Origin of the sequence: Aeromonas sp. 19NY04SH05-1 (genome assembly GCF_040581895.1) — a bacterium.
Classification (GTDB): domain Bacteria; phylum Pseudomonadota; class Gammaproteobacteria; order Enterobacterales; family Aeromonadaceae; genus Aeromonas; species Aeromonas enteropelogenes.
The window spans coordinates 555,653-572,591 of sequence record NZ_CP095328.1 but is presented as its reverse complement, the minus strand read 5'-3'; the positions used below and the strand labels follow the sequence as shown (position 1 = coordinate 572,591).

Below are 16,939 nucleotides of genomic sequence, written 5' to 3'. Positions count from 1 at the left end.
ATGAGCCAAGATCCCCAGCCTTCCCAACCCACTCCGTCTGCTCCCCCAGCCCCTGCGGGCAAGGGGAGCCGCGTCGCGACCCAGCTGCTGCTCGCCCTCATCGGCCTGAGCCTGCTCTGGTATTTTGCCGCCGATCGCCTGACTCCCTACAGCTCACAGGCCAGGGTGCAGGCCTTCGTGGTCCCCATCGCCGCCCAGGTCTCCGGCCAGGTACAGCAGGTGCTGGTGAAGAACAATGACGACGTGGCCCAGGGCCAGCCCCTGTTCGAGATTGATCCGAGCCAGTACCAGATAGCGCTGCAACGGGCCAGATCCGATTACGACTCGGTGCTGCGTTCGGTCAACGCCGCCTCGGCCGGTGTCACCGCCGCCGAGGCCTCGCTCCAGGCCGCCAAGGCCAACCGCCTCAAGGCCGAGCAGGATGCCAATCGCCAGGAGCGGCTCTATGCCGAGGATCCGGGCGCCATCTCGGTGCGCCGCCTCGAAGTGGCCCGCGCCACAAGGGTACAGGCCCAGAGCCAGGTCAAGGCGGCCGAGGCCAGCCTGATCCAGGCCAAGGAGGCCGCCGGCAACAGCGGTGACAAGAACTCCCAGCTGATGAGTGCCCGCTCCGCCATCGAGAAGGCCGAGCTGGATCTCGCCCACACCAGGGTGCTCGCCCCCTCCCGCGGGCTGGTGACGGATCTGCGTACCGACGTCGGCCAGTTTGTCTCGGCAGGGGCTCCCGCCATGACGCTGATCGCCATCCACGACGTCTGGATCAGCGCCGACATGACGGAGAACAACCTGGGCAATCTGGCCCCGGGCGACGAGGTCGCCATCGTGCTGGATGTGATGCCGGGTCAGGTGTTCAAGGGGCGGATCCGCAGCCTGGGCAACGGGGTCAGTGCCGGCAACCAGACGGCGGCGGGCAGCCTGCCCACAGTGCAGAACAACCGCGACTGGCTGCGCCAGGCCCAGCGCTTCCCGGTGGCCATCGAGTTCGACAAGGAAGAGCTGGCCCGGCTGCAGGGGATCCGGGTCGGCGGCCAGGCCGAAGTACTGGTCTACAGTGGCGACAACTGGCTGATGAACGGCCTGGGAGCACTCTTCATCAGGCTGATGAGCCTGCTCTCCTATCTCTATTGAGCGTGCCCGTCATGAACCAGCGAGGAAAAGGCTGATGCACAGGGCCGACAAGGCAATCCTCAGGCTGACCCTGGGCATGGGGCTGTGCATCCTCATCACTTATGGCCTGGCGCTGCCCCTGCCCCACCTCAGCAACCTGGTGGTGATCATGCTGCTGTGCAAGCCGGGCCCGCCACTCTCCACCGTGAAGGGGCTGATGATAGGGGGCGCACTCATGGTGCTGATGGGCACCGGCGTGCTGATGGTGCCCCTGCTCCAGCACTATGGCACCAGCGCCATACTGCTGATCGCCCTGCTGCTGTTCGGCCTCTTCTATCTGGGGCTGAAAAACGGCAACCCGCTGCTGTTGCTGCTCGTGGCCACCCTCACCCTGATCCCGGTGGCAGGCACGGCAAGCCAGGCCCTCGCCTTCGTGGTGATCCAGGCGCTGGCGATCGGCATCATACTGGGCGCCTTCATCAGCTCGGTCTCCCACAACCTGTTTCCGGATGAGGGGGCCCCCCTCCCCAAACCCGAACACCTCAGTCCGGACAATGCTGGCTGGGTGGCGCTACGCGCCGTCATCATAGTGCTGCCCGTGCTGGTGATGGCACTGCAGGATCCGGCCCACTATCTGGCCGCCATCATGAAGACGGTGGCGCTGAGCCAGCAGGCCTGCACCACCCAGGCGCGCAACGCCGGCAAGGAGCTGGTGGGCTCGACCCTGATGGGCGCCCTGATCGCGGCTCTCGCCTGGTTCGGCCTGGCCCTGCTGCCCAGCCTCTGGATGCTGATGCTATGGGTCATGCTGATCTGCCTCTGGCTCGGCCGTCGATTGTTCAGGATAGTGCCGAGCCGTCTGCCCGCCTCCTTCTGGAGCAACGCCCTGATGACGGTGATCATCCTGCTGGGGCCGGCGATCCAGGACAGCGCCAACGGCAAGGATGTGATGCAGGCCTCCCTGTTCCGGCTCGCCCTGTTCATCCTGGTCTCCTGTTACGCCTGGGGCGCCATCTGGGTGCTGGAGCGCTGGCGGGCGGGGCGCAGAAACAGGATCTCTATGATCCCCGGGGAGCGTCACCCATGACGATGATGTCACTACTGGCGGGCCCGATCCCCGGGACCGCCATCCCGTTTGATCCAACCAACCATGAGGGCCACCCATGATGCTGATGAACCTGCTGGTGGGATTGCCTACCATGCTGATCTGCCTTGTCCTGCAAGCCAGCCTGACCTTTCGGGCGGTGCGTTTTTATATCAACCAGGTCCACAACAACCCCACCCCGGGCTGGCTGGGCCGTGGCGTCGGCCCCCTGCTGGTGGTGATGGTCCTGCTGATGCTGGGGAATTTCATCCAGATCATGATCTGGGGCCTGCTGTTTCTCGGCCTTGGCCAGTTCGACCAGATCTATGAGGCCGTCTACCACTCCGGGGTCAACTTCACCTCACTCGGCTATGGCGACATAGTGATGCAGCAGCAGTGGAAGATGCTGGGGCCGCTGGAGGCGGCCAATGGCGTGCTGATGTTCGGCATGACGGGGGCGGCCCTGATGGCCGTGCTGCAAGCGCTGATCAAGACCCAGCTCAACAACGCCAACCGGTTGAAGTAAGGCTATTTTTCAATAAAAAATGGCAATAAAAAACGGCAGACCCAGGGTCTGCCGTTTTTGTATTTCTACCTGTCTCAACCCAGATCAGGGCTCGATGACGATGGGCGTACCAGGTTCGATGGCATCCCAGATCTCATCCAGATCGTGGTTCAGCATGGCGATGCAGCCGTTGGTCCAGTTGGAGGGCTGTACTCTAACGTTGCCCACGTTGTTGCGCTGACCGTGGATCATGATCATGCCACCAGGATTGACCCCCAGCTCATTGGCACGCTGGATGTCCTGCAGGTTCGGGTAGTTGATATGAATGGCCTTGTAGAAGCCGGAGTTGGTCTTCTTGTAGTCCAGGGTGTAGCGCCCTTCCGGTGTGCGCTGATCCCCTTCCCGCTGCTTGTGTCCCATGGGAGCCGGCCCCAGGGCAATCCAGTAGCGTTTCACCTCCTTGCCATCCTTCATCAGGGTCAGGCTATAGGTGGATTTCTTCACCACCACCATGTCGGCAGACAGGGTGGCAAAACTCAATGCGGGCCAAAGCCCCAACAGACACAGCAATACGGCTCTCATTCCATCCCTCGGCAAGCCTCTGGTGCGGGCTTTTGCGTTTGATCTCATCATCTGAATCTCGCCAGCCAACTGGCAAGCGAGCGCCATGATATTGGATCGCCATCAATACTCAATATGTCAGATAAACATATCTTGCGTCCCCGCTGTGCCTTTCCTTGAGTCGCCTGTTTGTTTTTTATTAATTAATAATTAAAACAACAAGATACGAGTGCAATTCCAGCTAGCCCCCACACCGATGATCGGCGAAGATAAGGATTCGACTCTTCGACAGGACCCCGCCATGCGCTCTTCGTGCCGTTTCATCCCCCTGCTGCTCTCTCCCCTGCTGCTCTGGCTGCCCGCCAGCTTCGCCGCCGAGGCACTCTGGCTACGCGAGCCCGCCCTCTCCCCCGATGGAAAGCAACTCGCCTTCACCTGGCAGGGGCGCATCTTCGTCGGCAGCGCCGACGGGGGGCCCGCCACTGCGCTGACCGGCAGCGACTACCTGAGCCAGCGACCGATCTGGTCGCCGGATGGCAAGCTGCTCGCCTTTGCCGCCAACCTCTACGGCAACGAAGACGTCTTTGTGGTACCTGCCAGCGGCGGGGAGATGGTGCGCCTCACCCGCGACTCGCGCGCCGATCTGCCCCAGGCCTTCAGCCCGGATGGCAAGCGCCTGCTGTTGAGCAGCCAGCGCCCCTGGGATCCCAAGGCCGACCACTTCGTCGCCGAAGGGATGCAGGGCAGCGCCCTCTACTGGACGCCGGTGACTGGCGGCAAGCTGCAGGCCGATCTGCCGCTGCCAGCCACCCTGGCCCGCCCCAACGGGGAGCGACTGGCCTACCAGATGCCGACCATGGATCAACCCTTTCGCAAACACCAGCAATCCTTCGCCGTCTCCCGCCTCTGGCTGTTTGACGGCAAGCAGCACCGACAGCTGACCGAAGACAGGATCGCCGCCAGCGATCCGGTCTGGCGCGACGACGGGAACGCCCTTTTCTATCTCAGCGAGCGCAGCGGGGACTTCAACGTCTGGCAACGGGATCTCGTCAGCGGCAAGGAGCAGCAGCTCACCCACTACCAGGGCCATCCAGTGCGGGGGCTCAGCGCCTCCCGCAGTGGCGATCTGGTCTGGTCCTGGCTGGGAGAGCTCTACCGGCTCGACGCCGGCAGCGCCCAGCCACGCAAGCTGGCCATCGCGCCGCAGGTGGCGACGGCGCCGGATGAACAGAGCCAGTCCCTGACCCATGCCGACGAGGCGCTGGTCAACGAGGAGGGCAAGGAGCTGATCCTGGTGAGCGAAGGCAACCTGTTTGCCGTCGATCCGGAGCGGGAGCGGGTACGCCGGCTGACCCGGGATCCCGGCGAGCAGTCGAGCCCCCTCTACGCCGAGAAGGAGCGCTCGCTTATCTATCTCTCCGAACAGCAGGGGCCAGCCGCCCTCTATCGCCTGCGCAAGGCGGATCCGGAACGCCTCTTCAGCGATCCGGGCAGCCTGCAAGAGAGCCTGCTGCTGGCCATTCCCGGCAAGGGGATCAGCCGGCCCGTACTCTCCCCTGATGGCAAGCAGCTCGCCTTCGTGGTGGACGGCCAGGCCATCCACCTGCTGGATCTGGCGAGCAACAAGCAGCGCGAACTGGTGCCCGCCAGCTTCAACCCCGCCCGCCACGAGGTGGATCTCGCCTTCGCCCCCGACTCCCGCTATCTGGCGCTCACCCTGCGCCCCGACTCGGCCCAGCAGGAGATCGCCGTCATTGACACCGGCGATGCCAAGGCCAAGCCGGTCAACGTGAGCCTGAGCGGCTATCAGGAGAGTGCCCCCGCCTGGAGCGAGGATGGCGGCATCCTCTACTGGCAATCGACCAAGTACGGCGTCCTGGGGGCCGATGGTGAGCCTCTTGGCAACAACCTGCTCGGCATCTACAGCAGCCGCGCCGCCAAGGCCGACTTCCTGGCCGAACAGGATCCGCCCAAGGAGGGCTATGGCTTCGAGACCGATCGCCTGGCCCATCGGGAGGCACTGCAACTGCTGCCCGCCGGCACCCTGCTCGCCAGCCGTCTGGTCAATGATCAGCTGACCTATCTGGTGGAAGAGCCTGGCACCGGCGAACAGAGCGAGATCAAGGGCTACACCCTGGATCTGCGCAAGGGAGAGACTCGCCAACTGTTTGCCGAACAACCCGGTCCTGCCCTGGCCAGCCTCAACAAGGAGGCCACCCTCGCCACCCTGGTACGGGAGGGAGAGGTCACCCAGGTAGCGCTCGAATCTGGCGAAGCCATCAGCGCCCCCTTTGCCCTGCCATCGGACAGCGGCTGGCAGGCCCGCATGAATGCAGCCTTCGACCAGATCACCCGGCTCACCCGGGAGGAGTTCTATCGCGACGACATGAACGGGGTGGACTGGGACGGCTATGTCGCCAGCTACCGTGCCCTGCTGCCCGGCATCAGCAATGGCCGCGACTTCGGCAATCTGCTGGCCGAACTGGCCGGCGAGCTGAACGTCTCCCACACCTGGGGCTATGGCCCGGCTCCCTTCCAGCGTCTGGCGGATGACACTGCCAGCCTGGGGGGCTACTGGCAGGAGAGTAAACAGGGGGTGATGCTGACCAGCCTGCTGGCCGGCGGCCCGCTGGATCAGGAGAGCGATATCCGGGTCGGCGCGCGCCTGCTCGCCATCAACGACACCCCCATCCCGGATCTGGCCGCCCTCGATCAGGCGCTCAACCACCAGGCCGGGACCCGGCTTGCCCTCACCTTCCTGCAGGCGGGCCAGAAGGAGCCTGACGAGGTGGAGGTGACCGCCATCGATCTGCAGCAAGAGTATGCCCTGCAACTCGATGCCTGGGTCGCCAAGCGGCGCGATCGGGTGGCGACCCTGAGCAAGGGGCGCGTCGGCTACGTCTATCTGCCGGAGATGAGCAACGCCGTCTACGAGGAGCTGGTGGCACAGGCGCTCGGGCGGCTGCGCGGCAGCGAGGCCCTGATCGTCGACGTGCGTTTCAACAAGGGGGGTTATCTTGCCAATACCCTGGTGGAGTTTCTCACCGGCAACGGCCGCGCCAAGGGGATGGCGGTCAACTGGCCACGCCTTGGCAAGGGGGCGACGGATGCCGCCACCCGCCAGTGGACCAAACCCTCGGTGGTGCTGGCCAATGCAGGCAGCTACTCGGAAGGTTCCGCCTTTCCCGAGTATTACCGCGCCCTCAAGATTGGCCCCATCATAGGTGAGCCGGTTCCCGGCACCGGCACCACCGTCTATGCCCATGAGTCCCGCCTGATCCCGGGGCTCGGTTACGGCATCCCGAGCCTGGGGCTGCGCAAACCCGACGGCAGTTTCTACGAAAATCAGGAGCTGATCCCGGATCGCCAGGTTCCCCTCACCCCGACCGACATGCTGGCGGGGCGCGACCCCCAGCTGGAGGCCGCGGTACAGGCTGCCCTCGAGCAGTTGTCAGCGAAAGCGAAATAACTCGCGGTGCAGACGCCCGTCCGGCAGCAGCCGGGTCAGGGCGTCTGCCATCCCCTCTGGGCCGCAGAACCAGACCTGGCCGGGCGCACCTTCGGCGACCCGCGCCAGATCCAGCCGTCCCGCCTCCTTGTCCAGATGCAACTGATAACGCACCCCGGTGCGCTGGCACAGCTCTGCGATCCGCGCCCGATAGACGGCGCCGGCCTTGTCGGGGGCACACTGGATCAGGGTGATCCCCTCGCCGCGCTCACCACGGGCCGCCATTGCCTCCAGCCAGGCGACGAAGGGGGTGATGCCGATCCCGGCTCCCAGCCAGAGTGACCGCCCGCGGCCAAGGGGGGCGACGAAGGCGCCGTAAGGGCCGGTCACCCGTACCGGATCCCCGACCCGGGCCGCCGCTACCAGCTCGCGGGTATGATCCCCGAGCGCCCGCACCGCGATCACCAGTTCGCGCCGATCCGGCGAGACCCGCACCAGGGTGAAGGGATGCGGCCCCTCTTTGGCATCAAATTCGAAGAAGGCGAACTGACCGGGGCGATAGTGGGCGAGTGGTGTCTCAAGGGCCATGGTCAGCTCGCAGGTCTGATCCGCCAGCTCCCGCACGGCAACCAAGCGGCCGGCATGTCGATCGCTGGCCCCCACCCGTCCCAGCAGGGAGTAAAACGCACCGAGGGCCGCCACCCCGCCGGGCAGCCAGATGGCGATGCCGAGCGGGCTCAACCAGCCAATGTTGGGCAGCAGACAGAGCCCGTGGATCCAGCCCGCCAGATAGATGAGGGGCGCCAGCCGATGGATCAGGCGAAAACGCCCGTAGCTCACCAGCGCCAGCAGGCTCACTACCACCAGGGCGATCAGCAGATAAAAACCCCACTCTCCCAGTTCATTGCCCAGCGCATGGAGGGAAACGCCCCCACCGTTGCCACCACCCGCGCCACGGCGGGCGGGGCGCGTCAACCAGCCGGCCGAGACCGCCCACTTGGGAGCCTCCACCAGAAACCAGTGGCCGGTCAGGGTCAGGGCCGCCGCAATGGCGCTGTGACGATGCAGTCGCAGCATCCGATCCAGCCCGCCACACCAGGCTTCCAGCTGCGGCAGACGCAGCGCCAGCACCAGCGAGATCGCCATGTATCCCATCCCCAGCAGGCCGGTCAGCAGCAACATCTCATGGCGCCAGGGCCAGAAATTGCCGGCATCCCCCCCATAGCCAAGCCACCAGATGGCCACCGCCAGCAGTGGCCATCCCCACAGCATCTGTTTGCCCGTCATCACATGCTCCTTGGTTTGCATACCACAGGGCCTCGTCTCCCTGTCCATGGTTTCATTACAGACCCATCAGGTCACAAGACTTTGCCAGCAGGGGGAAAGTTTGTGGCAATGTGTGACAAGCGCAGACAACGAAGGGGCCCGCAGGCCCCTTCCCCCAGAGATCGAACTGCCCACGAGGCGGTTCGGTCTCCCGGTGTCAATCACCACGCCCGGGCCGGCAAGCCCGGGTAGGCCTTGTCAGGCTGGCAGCACCTCGGCCGGCTGGCGCAGCAGTGCCAACTGGTATCTGTGCTCGGCCAGCTCCACCTCGCGGCGGGCTCCCTCCACCTTGCCATCGGCACTCTTCACAGCCGCAATCAGCTGGTTGTAACGATCCCAACTGCCGTTGTACTCCTTCACCTCGTCGTTATAGCGCTGGCTGATCCCGTTGTACTGGCGGATCAGCTCGTTGCTCTCGCTGCGCAGCTGGTTGATTTGCGCCAGCAGGTCGTTCTGGATCACGCGGATCTTCTGGTACTCGGCGAGGCTGTAACGGCCGTTGTAGCTGTTGTACTGCTGTACCAGCCGGTTGCTCTCCTTGATCGCCTTGTTGCTGCGCTGGTTGAGATCCGCCTGCTCGCGCTGGTAACGCTCGAAGTTGGCCAGCAGCGTCTCCTGCCGCTCCTTCAGGGCAGTCTGGGCCGCCAGCTGCTCACTATAGTGAGTTCGTGCCGTCTCCAGCTCCTGACGACGCTGCTCGAGGGTGCGCTCCAGCTCGCCCAGATCCGGCACCTCCTCCGTCACCATGGTGGGATAGAAGGCGGCGATCTGCGGCGTAGTGACCTTCAGGGCTCGCACCGCGTCGGCGCCATTGGCCGCATCGAGGTGATCCACGCCACAGGGCTGGCCCTTGCAGACCAGGTCGGGGCTGGAGAACTTGTACTCGTTGCTGAAGACCCCGAAGCTGGAGGGATAGGCCATCACGGTGGCGAACGATCCCTTCACTCCGTGGCCCAGCGCATAGTGATAGGTGCCGCCCGTGCCATCCTGCAGACGGGAGTGGTTGAGCCCCATGTTGTGGCCCAGCTCGTGAGCCAGCACCACATCCCCGCAACCGGTGGCGGTGACATGGCTGAACATCTTGTCCGCTTCCTTGGAGAGATCCCCGTCGGCGTAGACCTTGCGACCGTCGGCATAGGTCGTCGAACCGCCGACCCAGGCCAGACCGCAACTACCGTGATTACCGGTATCGGGACGCAACAGCGCCACCATGTCGGCGCCATAGCGGGTGCGCAGGGTCGGCACCTCCTTGAACGCCTTGTGGGTCTGTTTGGTCACGGCATTGAGCGCCGAGTTGTCGGTGCCACCATCCGGATAGTCCACCTCGACGCTGTGCACGGCGCGCACCGTCAGATCCAGGCCGCTGGCGGCGTAGATCTGGTTGGTGACGTTCACCATGTGCTGGATCCGGGTCTGGGCATCCCCCTGATAGCGGGCGGCCAGCCCGGGGGTGTGCAGCACCATCAGATCGATGGTATTGGCCACTGCCGGTGTAGCACCCAACAAGCCTGCGACCACGATTCCCAATGTGGTTCTTTGCATGTGATTTTCCTTTTTCTGTTGTTATTGATGTGTCGGGATCAGGCCGTCATTGTCACCATGACCCCGATCCAGTGGCGGGTTCTTGTAAACCCACCCTTTGCCCCCCAGGGTCTCGACGGAATAACTGCCTTGCGGCGTGCCGATAAACCCGAAGGTGGCCTGCTTGCCGACGGTGAAATTGACCGGATAGCTGCCACCGTCGATCTGCACTTCGCCCTGCCAGTTGCGCTCACCGCCCCGTTGCAACTGCACCTTGGTTACCCTGGCTTTCAGGGTGCTGCCATCGGGCAGCGGCAGAGTCACGCTGTCACCGATCTGGGCCCGTCCCAGCTCGTCACCCTGCAGGGCGATGGGTTGAAGCAGCTCAACCCCCTCGCCCGGCTCCGCCAACGGGAAGTCGGCATCTACCTCGGCGGCCTGCCAGGGCTCATCCAGTTCATAACCCCCCTGTGCGCCGAGCCGACCGGGCTTCTCTGCCACCGGCATGGGTTTGAGCTTCGGTACCGGCAAGGCAGCCGAAGCCACGGGTTCGGCCAATACCAGAGGCTCCATGGCGGTTTCTGCCTCCACACCGATGGCAACAGTGTCGTTTGTCTCTTTGGATTGCGGTCCCCTGACCCACCAGGCCAACCCCGCCAACAGAGCACACACAACCAGCACGCCAACCCATCTCTTTCGGTTCATACTGATATCCATGTCAAAAACAACCTTATAAAACAATGACTTAAAAAATTTAGAGCTGGAATACTAAACATGAACCACAAGGGATGGCAATAGTCTTTTGAAACCCTTCCTAGATGGAGTGTCGCCACAACACTGAGCGAGATGACAAAGAAACAGGGGCCAAGAGGAGCTTTTTAAAGGAAGGAGATCCCCTCGCGGCACTGACCAGGACAGGAGAGTAAGCGGGTTGCAATCGGGTGCCGGGAACATCCATCAGCGCCTCGCTCGCGACAATCTGCGTCGGCAGATCAGGCAAAGACGCTATCAGCCTCTGATGGCCCTCAGGTTTATCAAAGTGAATGCGTCGGGCGACAGACTGGCATTTTCTCTGGTCACACCCACGGGAGATCCCGGCACCGGCAGCTTTTATGGATGGCCCTGTGCGGCCACCAGAAACGGCGGAGGGGCCCATGGCCCCTCTGTCACTTCTTCTTGCGCGCCTTGCGCTTTCTTACCAGCCTATACAAATACTTGTTGTACCTGGCCCAGGAGTGGATCAGCAGGAAGATACCTATCAACAGAGCCAGAAACAGCTGCCCTGCTTCCACCATATCGAGCGAACCGATGAAGTCTCCCCTTCCCCCCGTCTCCAGGTAGTTGAACCAGGGCTGCAACACCAAAAACAGCCATCCTCCCCAGGTCACCAGCAGGATCAGCAGGTCACGCAGCCGATACTGCCAGCTGCGCCGCGAACCATTTTCGATGATCATCTTCTTGGCAAGCTTAGGTTCTGTCACGGAATGACTCTCCTCTGTCGGGGCTTTCCCAGACCGCCAGTCGACCACGGCGGCGCAAGATGGCCTTGGGGACGGCGACGACCACTGTCACCAGATTGAGCAGCCAGTAGATCAGGGGATACCAGACACACCATAGAAAGCTGCGGATCATGGTCTTGTCGTAGTGGCTGTCGATAAAGATACTGACGGAGAATTGCAGCAGGCACATGACCGTCATCACCACGCCGGTCCACTCGAACAGGTGCCCGTTGGTCAGGCCGCTCAGATCCGGTTCAATAACCCAGATGAGCGACAGGAACAGCATGCTGTAGCACCAGAAGACACTGAACAGATAGTCCAGCAGCAGCACCCAGAAGCGATGATTGCGCCAGTGCAGTGCCTGCAGACCATAGCGCAGGAAGACCTCGGCCCCGCCCTGGGCCCAGCGCAGCCGCTGTTTGTAGAGTCCGCCCAGGGTTTCGGGCATCAGCACCCAGCACAGCGCCTGGGGCTGGTAGTGGATGCGCCAGCCCGCCAGCTGCAACCGCCAGCTGATGTCGATATCTTCGGTCACCATGTCGGTGCTCCAGCCGCCCACCTCCTCCACCGCTGATTTGCGAAACGCTGACACCACGCCGGAAACGGTAAAGACCCGACCGTAGATGCGCTGGGCCCGCTTGATGAGGCCTATGATGGCGCTGAATTCCCCGGTCTGGATCTTGCCAATGATGGTGGAGCGGGTGCGTACCCTGGGATTGCCCGTGACGGCGCCCACCCGGGGACTCTCGATAAAGTTTTTCACCATCCAGGCCACGGCGTCATAGTCGAGCACCGCATCCCCATCGATCCCCACCAGGATCTCCCCCCTGGCCAGCGCCAATCCGTTGTTGAGGGCCATGGCCTTGCCCTGGTTGGGCTGGTGCAGCACTGTGATCCTGCGGTCCTGCGCCGCCAGCCGATCCAGCCGTTCGCCGGTGTCATCCTTGCTGCCGTCATTGATGGCCAGCACCTCGAAATCGGGATAACGCTGACGAAGCAGGTGACTGATGGTCTCCTCCACGTTGTCCCCCTCGTTGTAACAGGGCACCATCAGGGTCACCTTGGGATAACGGGGCAGCACCAGACCGGCTTTGGCCTGCGCTATGTCCCGCCGCTCCCACTGGACGTAGTAGTAGAGGCCGCCACAGATCCACACCATGGCCATCACGCTCGGATAGGCCAGGGTGAACATGGCAATACCGTGAAGTAGTTCATTCATCCTTCACCTCCCGTCGATTGCCTGATACCGCAGGCTGGCCGGCGCTCTCTATGGACGCATCAGCGCCCCCCTTCGCAGAGGCAGATACCTGCGGCAAGAGCATTGGCCGGGGTCGGGTCTGCACCGAAAAGACCGGTCTGAGCACCGCCGGATCCGGCTGGTTGTTGTGAAAATCATCCGGGTAGTAGCCGAAGTTGTTCACCCCCTTGCTTTGGATGATCTGCATCCAGCGCGCCAGTTCGGCGTCGGGTATGGGCTGTTCGGTGCGCCAGTTGCGACTCTGCAGCTCGAACACCAGGCGCTCGGCTGGCACCTGAGCCAATGAATCCTCCGCCAGTCTGGCCAGCCACTCGTCCGGATTTTTCGCCTGCTCCATGTAGGGCATGGCCATCACGGCAGTGTAGTCGTAGGCCTTGGCAAACGCGGCCATGCTCTGGGCAAACCACTGCTGGGACTCAGGCTCGGTCACCAGGGTCGCGTAGATGTTGCGGGCTGTCTTGAGGCCATCCGCGCCCCCCTGACGGTAACGGGCGGCGGCATCACGAAGCTCCATGGTGAAGTCGATCAGCAGGTCGGTCTTGCGCTCTCCCTGTGCCTGCAGTGCCTCTGGGGTGCGCTCCAGGGGGAAGGGGCCTTCGTAGTCGCTGAGAAAGGCGTCATCGTGGAACAGCAGGCCGTCGAACTTGGTGTAGAAACCGAGATCCTCGTAGATATCCAGCAGGATCCGGCGGCTGGCCGGATCCCAGGGTGAGAGGCGCAGATACTGCCCCCTGGCGGGTTTACCGGTGCGGCTGTCGGTCACATAGGCATGGTTCGGCCCCATGTCGTAGGCCATCACCGGCATCCAGGCATACACCTTGACCCCGGCCCGGGTCTTGAGCTGCCAGGCCACCCGGTTGAACAGATCCGCCTTGACCGGCATATGGCGATTGGGGAAGTAGAGCGCCTCCGCCACCCCATCCCCGTTGTCATCGGCATAGGCCTGTAAATAGACGGTAGTGATGCCGTAGCCCTTGATCCTGTCCAGCAGCATGTCGATGTTCTTGTTCATCTGGCGGGGATCCGGGTCATAGACATAATCCAGATCCACGTGCACCAGCCGCTCAACCGGTGACTCCCAGGTATTGCCTCCCAGGATCTCGTCCAGGGTCTCGAGGCTGGTGTCCTCATCCAGCAGATAGCGGCGCACTGTATTGCCCGACTCATCCAGCCGGTTGATCCCCTCCGTCAGGGTAAAAGCAAAGGGCATACCCGCCTCCCGGGCCAGCGCCAGCGTTGTCTCGTTGAAGGCGCCATAGGGCCAGACCATGATGCGCGGTGCCTGCCCCGTCTGCCGCTTCAACTGGCGAGCCGATGCGTCGAAGTCGGCCTTCACCCGCGCCTGGTAAGCGGCCATGGACTCGTAACCGGCCTGGCTCCAGCCCGCCGTGGTCACCGCCGGTTGTACGTTGCCCTGGGGGTTGGCCGGCAAGCCGTAGTGCGAGGCAAAAGAGTGGGAGGCGATCTCCACCAGCCCGGAGGCCTGCATCTCGCGGATCTGCGGCCAGTTGACGAAATAGCTGCGGGGCAGTTTGTCGTTGCCATAAGAAACCATCTGGTCATCCGCCACCTCCAGCCAGCTGCCCACCAGCGCCAGCACGGCCGGATAGCGGTAGAGCTTGAGCAGGGGGTAAACCAGCCGGTAGAAACTCTCGTAGCCATCGTCGAAGCTGAGCAGGATCGCCTTGTCCGGCAGCGGCACCTTGCCCGCCCTGGCGTCCAGCACCTGCTGGAAGCTGACCGGCTGATAGCCGTGCAGCCGGATCCAGTTGAAGTGGCGGATCAGGGTGTCGCGCCGGATCGTCTGGGGGTAAAGCTTGAGGTTGGGGGTCAGTTTTAGGTCGACGATATCGTGATAGCAGAGCACCACGTAGTCGTCGGGTTGGCGAGCGGCACCTGCAAACGGCGACACCAGCCAGCAGAAGATAAGGATAAGGTGAGCAAGCTTGCGTCTCATCACATGAAGCTCCATTGCAGATGGGCGAAGACGAAATTGCCCGACTCGGGATGCCCGTCGTATATGGCCATGCGCCGCCCCAGACCATAGCCAAGGCTCAGCGCAGGACTGAGCACCCAGTCATGGCGATAGCTGAGCTGCCAGCCCTGATCGCTGCCATAGCCCTCCTGCCAGTAGTGATTGCCGCTCATGGTGAGGCTCTGCAGCAGGGAGCGACGACCATCCAGCGGCAAGCGGTAGCGCGCCGCCAGTTCCAGCTCCAGATTGCGATCGCTCAAGGGGTTGAAGTAGTCCGCGTCCACCTCCTCGTTGCGGGAGGTGGCGGCCCGCAGGGTGCCGTCAAACCACCAGCGATCCCGGCGCCAGAGATCCTGACGCAGCCAGCCGGAGGCAGTGAGCCGCCGGTTGCCATCGTCTATGTCCATGCGCTCGAGACGCAGGCCACCCTCACGGGTTTCGTCCCGGCGCCAGCCAAGATCCAGCAGGTATTGATCGGCGTAGTGGCCCCGCGCCAGGGCTCGCAGCGGGGTGTCGGCACTGTTGAGATTGACGGCGGCCCCCAGTTGCCACTGATCGTCCAGCCGCCAGTCGAGACGGCTCCACAGGTAGCCCTTGTGGTTGAGCTCGCTGCCCGCCCCCCCTTCCAGGGTCAGCAGCAGCGGATAGAAGGAGATCTCGGCCCCGATCCCGCTGTAGGCGGCTCTCTCCCCTTGCTCCTCATAGTCGCCAAAACTGCCCTGATGGTGTGCAAACAAGCGATGACCTGCATCGCTGCGCCCGCTGTATACCCTGGCCTCGTAATACCACTCCCGGCTCGCCTGTACCGAGCCTCCTTCGTTGCGACCGTGGGTCAGTTCGGTCGTGAGCATGGGGGCCTGCTCCAGAGCCAGCCGTTGTTGCAGCTCCCGGCGATCCCGGGTCAGGTTGCCAAGGGCTCGCACCGCTTGTGGCGTCTGCTGCCACTCCCCCCGGTCGAGCCGGGCATGGAGGCGTCCCGGCGCGGCCTGAACCTGCTGCATCGGCGGCAACCAGCGTATCGCCTCTCTGTAGGCCTGCTCGGCTCCGTCAGGATGACCGCGCCAGCGCCGGATATCCCCCATCTGCAACCAGAGCCAGGGGTTGGCCGGCGCCGTAGCCAACAAGCGTGCCAGCCGCGCCTCCGCCTCTTCGGCCTGACCCCGCCAGGCCTGCAGCAGGGTTTGCAGTTGCAGCAGCTTCTCGTAGTCATCGTTGGCCATGCGCTGGTTACCGGTGAAATCCCAGCGGGTCGGAGGCTCCTGCCAGCCGTCCAGCAACGCCTGGGCGACATCGTAGTGCTCTGCATCCGTGTAGGTGTAGAAACGCTTCTCCAGCAAATCTCTGTCTTTCCCCCACGCGGGAGTGGCAAGACGTTCATAGAGAGCCGAGGCCTCAGCCGTTCTCCCCAGCCCGGCCAGGGCATCGGCGCGCGCCTCTTGCACATAGTCGGGGAGCGGCCCTTCACCTTGCAGGATGGCGGACTCCCGCTCTGCCCGTTCAAACTCGCCGAGGGCAACCAGGGTCACCACCCGATCCCGCCGGGCGCTGATGTGGAGCACATGATCAGGGGGGGCGCGGACAACCAGCCCCTCCTGTAGTCGCAGGGCTTGCGTGAGAGATCGGCGGATCTGGGCGGGATCCCCTCCCTGGGTCGAATGACGCAGCAAATTGGTGGCCTGGTAATAGTCGAGCCAGAGCCTGTCCACCGGTTTGAACAGGGCGGGATAACGCACCATCAGATCGGCCGCCGCCGGACCGGCGCCCAGACTGACCGCCACCCGATAGAGCGCCAGCACCTGATCGGGATTGCCGGGCTCCAGTTCGAGCCACTGCTGACGGGCCAGCAACTCTCCCATGGCGTCGTCCTGCTGGCGGGCCGCATAGATACGGGCGTCGAGAATGGCGCGATCGCGACCAAAACGGGCTTCATATTGGTCGGCCACCTGGCGAGCCAACTCGTGATTGCCCTGATCGCTGGCGGTCAGAAGCAGCCCGAGCCAGCCGTCGGGGTTGGCGGGATCGCGCCTTTGCAGGATGCGGTAATAGCTGATGGCTTCAAAATAGCGCCCCTCGTCCCGGGCGGCGCGGGCCACCCCTTCCAGGGTGCTGTTGGCGATGGGCTTGAAATCACAGGGGGCACAGGCCGCCAGCGCCCCCTTGCGATCCCCGCGCCAGAGCTGCACCGCAATCAGATCGTCGAGTACCTTGTGATCACCGGATTGGCGGTAGAGGGCATCGAGTCCCTTTGCTGCAGACTCGAGATCCCCAGCCCGGGCCTGGAGTACCCAGGCCTCCCGCTGGCGATCCACTTCATTGGCACAGGCCAGCAGAGGGCACAGAGCCAACAACCAGAAATAACTATTCATTCGACACACTCCCCCATGACAAACGAGGGCAGCATCGCTCTTGAGCGTTCAAGCAGATAGACAGATGTGACCGATACTGCCTGGTGAGCAGAGTGACTGACTCACCTCTGTAGTAACTTCGAGGGTAATCAGGGTGGCCATGACGCCGACACCTTTCCTTGTGCGGCCCAGCTATCTCGCAAACGGAGATCTGTGGCTTTCCGAACCCGACTCACATCGGGAGTGGCTATGAAATTCATTGTGCCAAAGCACAATTATTAATCAACAATAATAATAAATGTATCAACAA

12 protein-coding genes and 1 riboswitch are annotated in these 16,939 nt (G+C 63.2%); of the genes, 4 read left to right on the top strand and 8 right to left on the bottom strand.

Annotated elements, in window-relative coordinates:
- The 3 genes from MRK42_RS02680 to MRK42_RS02670 all read left to right on the top strand — a co-directional run bounded on the left by MRK42_RS02680 (position 1) and on the right by MRK42_RS02670 (position 2,717).
- Positions 1–1,128: an HlyD family secretion protein gene (locus tag MRK42_RS02680; protein WP_201980924.1), complete on the top strand. Its 1,128-nt coding sequence runs from the start codon at positions 1–3 to the stop codon at positions 1,126–1,128.
- Positions 1,129–1,162: 34 nt separating this feature from the next.
- Positions 1,163–2,194 carry a DUF2955 domain-containing protein gene (locus MRK42_RS02675; RefSeq protein WP_354688886.1) on the top strand — a complete coding sequence of 344 codons (1,032 nt, stop codon included), beginning with the start codon at positions 1,163–1,165 and terminating at the stop codon, positions 2,192–2,194.
- 76 nt (positions 2,195–2,270) lie between these two features.
- Entirely contained in the window at positions 2,271–2,717 is a 447-nt protein-coding gene (locus MRK42_RS02670) for an ion channel (RefSeq protein WP_082043381.1), read from the top strand.
- Between the two features lie 84 nt (positions 2,718–2,801).
- On the opposite strand, the gene MRK42_RS02665 is transcribed toward MRK42_RS02670, so the two are convergent.
- A complete protein-coding gene (locus MRK42_RS02665) occupies positions 2,802–3,278 on the bottom strand; it encodes a L,D-transpeptidase family protein (RefSeq protein WP_026457107.1) in 477 nt (158 codons plus the stop codon).
- A 280-nt stretch (positions 3,279–3,558) separates the two neighbouring features.
- Between MRK42_RS02665 and MRK42_RS02660 the strand changes: the two genes are divergently transcribed.
- Positions 3,559–6,726 carry a S41 family peptidase gene (locus tag MRK42_RS02660; protein WP_354688885.1) on the top strand — a complete coding sequence of 1,056 codons (3,168 nt, stop codon included), beginning with the start codon at positions 3,559–3,561 and terminating at the stop codon, positions 6,724–6,726.
- Here MRK42_RS02660 and MRK42_RS02655 read toward each other — a convergent pair.
- The 7 genes from MRK42_RS02655 to pgaA form a co-directional block, all read right to left on the bottom strand.
- Entirely contained in the window at positions 6,709–7,992 is a 1,284-nt protein-coding gene (locus MRK42_RS02655; RefSeq protein WP_354688884.1) for a ferric reductase-like transmembrane domain-containing protein, read from the bottom strand. The genes MRK42_RS02660 and MRK42_RS02655 overlap by 18 nt on opposite strands.
- Before the next feature lie 237 nt (positions 7,993–8,229).
- Positions 8,230–9,573 (bottom strand): M12 family metallo-peptidase, encoded by a 1,344-nt coding sequence (locus MRK42_RS02650; RefSeq protein ID WP_338611729.1) that lies wholly within the window; start codon positions 9,571–9,573, stop codon positions 8,230–8,232.
- Positions 9,574–9,594: 21 nt separating this feature from the next.
- Positions 9,595–10,257, bottom strand: coding sequence for a hypothetical protein (locus MRK42_RS02645; RefSeq protein ID WP_338611728.1), 663 nt, complete (start codon positions 10,255–10,257; stop codon positions 9,595–9,597).
- A 461-nt stretch (positions 10,258–10,718) separates the two neighbouring features.
- Positions 10,719–11,033: a hypothetical protein gene (locus MRK42_RS02640; RefSeq protein WP_042070490.1), complete on the bottom strand. Its 315-nt coding sequence runs from the start codon at positions 11,031–11,033 to the stop codon at positions 10,719–10,721.
- Entirely contained in the window at positions 11,020–12,270 is a 1,251-nt protein-coding gene (gene pgaC, locus MRK42_RS02635) for a poly-beta-1,6-N-acetyl-D-glucosamine synthase (protein WP_042070492.1), read from the bottom strand. Before pgaC ends, MRK42_RS02640 begins: the two co-directional genes overlap by 14 nt.
- Positions 12,263–14,266, bottom strand: coding sequence for a poly-beta-1,6-N-acetyl-D-glucosamine N-deacetylase PgaB (gene pgaB, locus MRK42_RS02630; RefSeq protein WP_338611727.1), 2,004 nt, complete (start codon positions 14,264–14,266; stop codon positions 12,263–12,265). The genes pgaC and pgaB overlap by 8 nt, the downstream gene beginning before the upstream one ends.
- A complete protein-coding gene (gene pgaA, locus MRK42_RS02625; protein WP_338611726.1) occupies positions 14,266–16,650 on the bottom strand; it encodes a poly-beta-1,6 N-acetyl-D-glucosamine export porin PgaA in 2,385 nt (794 codons plus the stop codon). Before pgaA ends, pgaB begins: the two co-directional genes overlap by 1 nt.
- 158 nt (positions 16,651–16,808) lie before the next feature.
- Positions 16,809–16,887: riboswitch (cyclic di-GMP riboswitch) on the bottom strand.
- Positions 16,888–16,939: the final 52 nt, after the last annotated feature.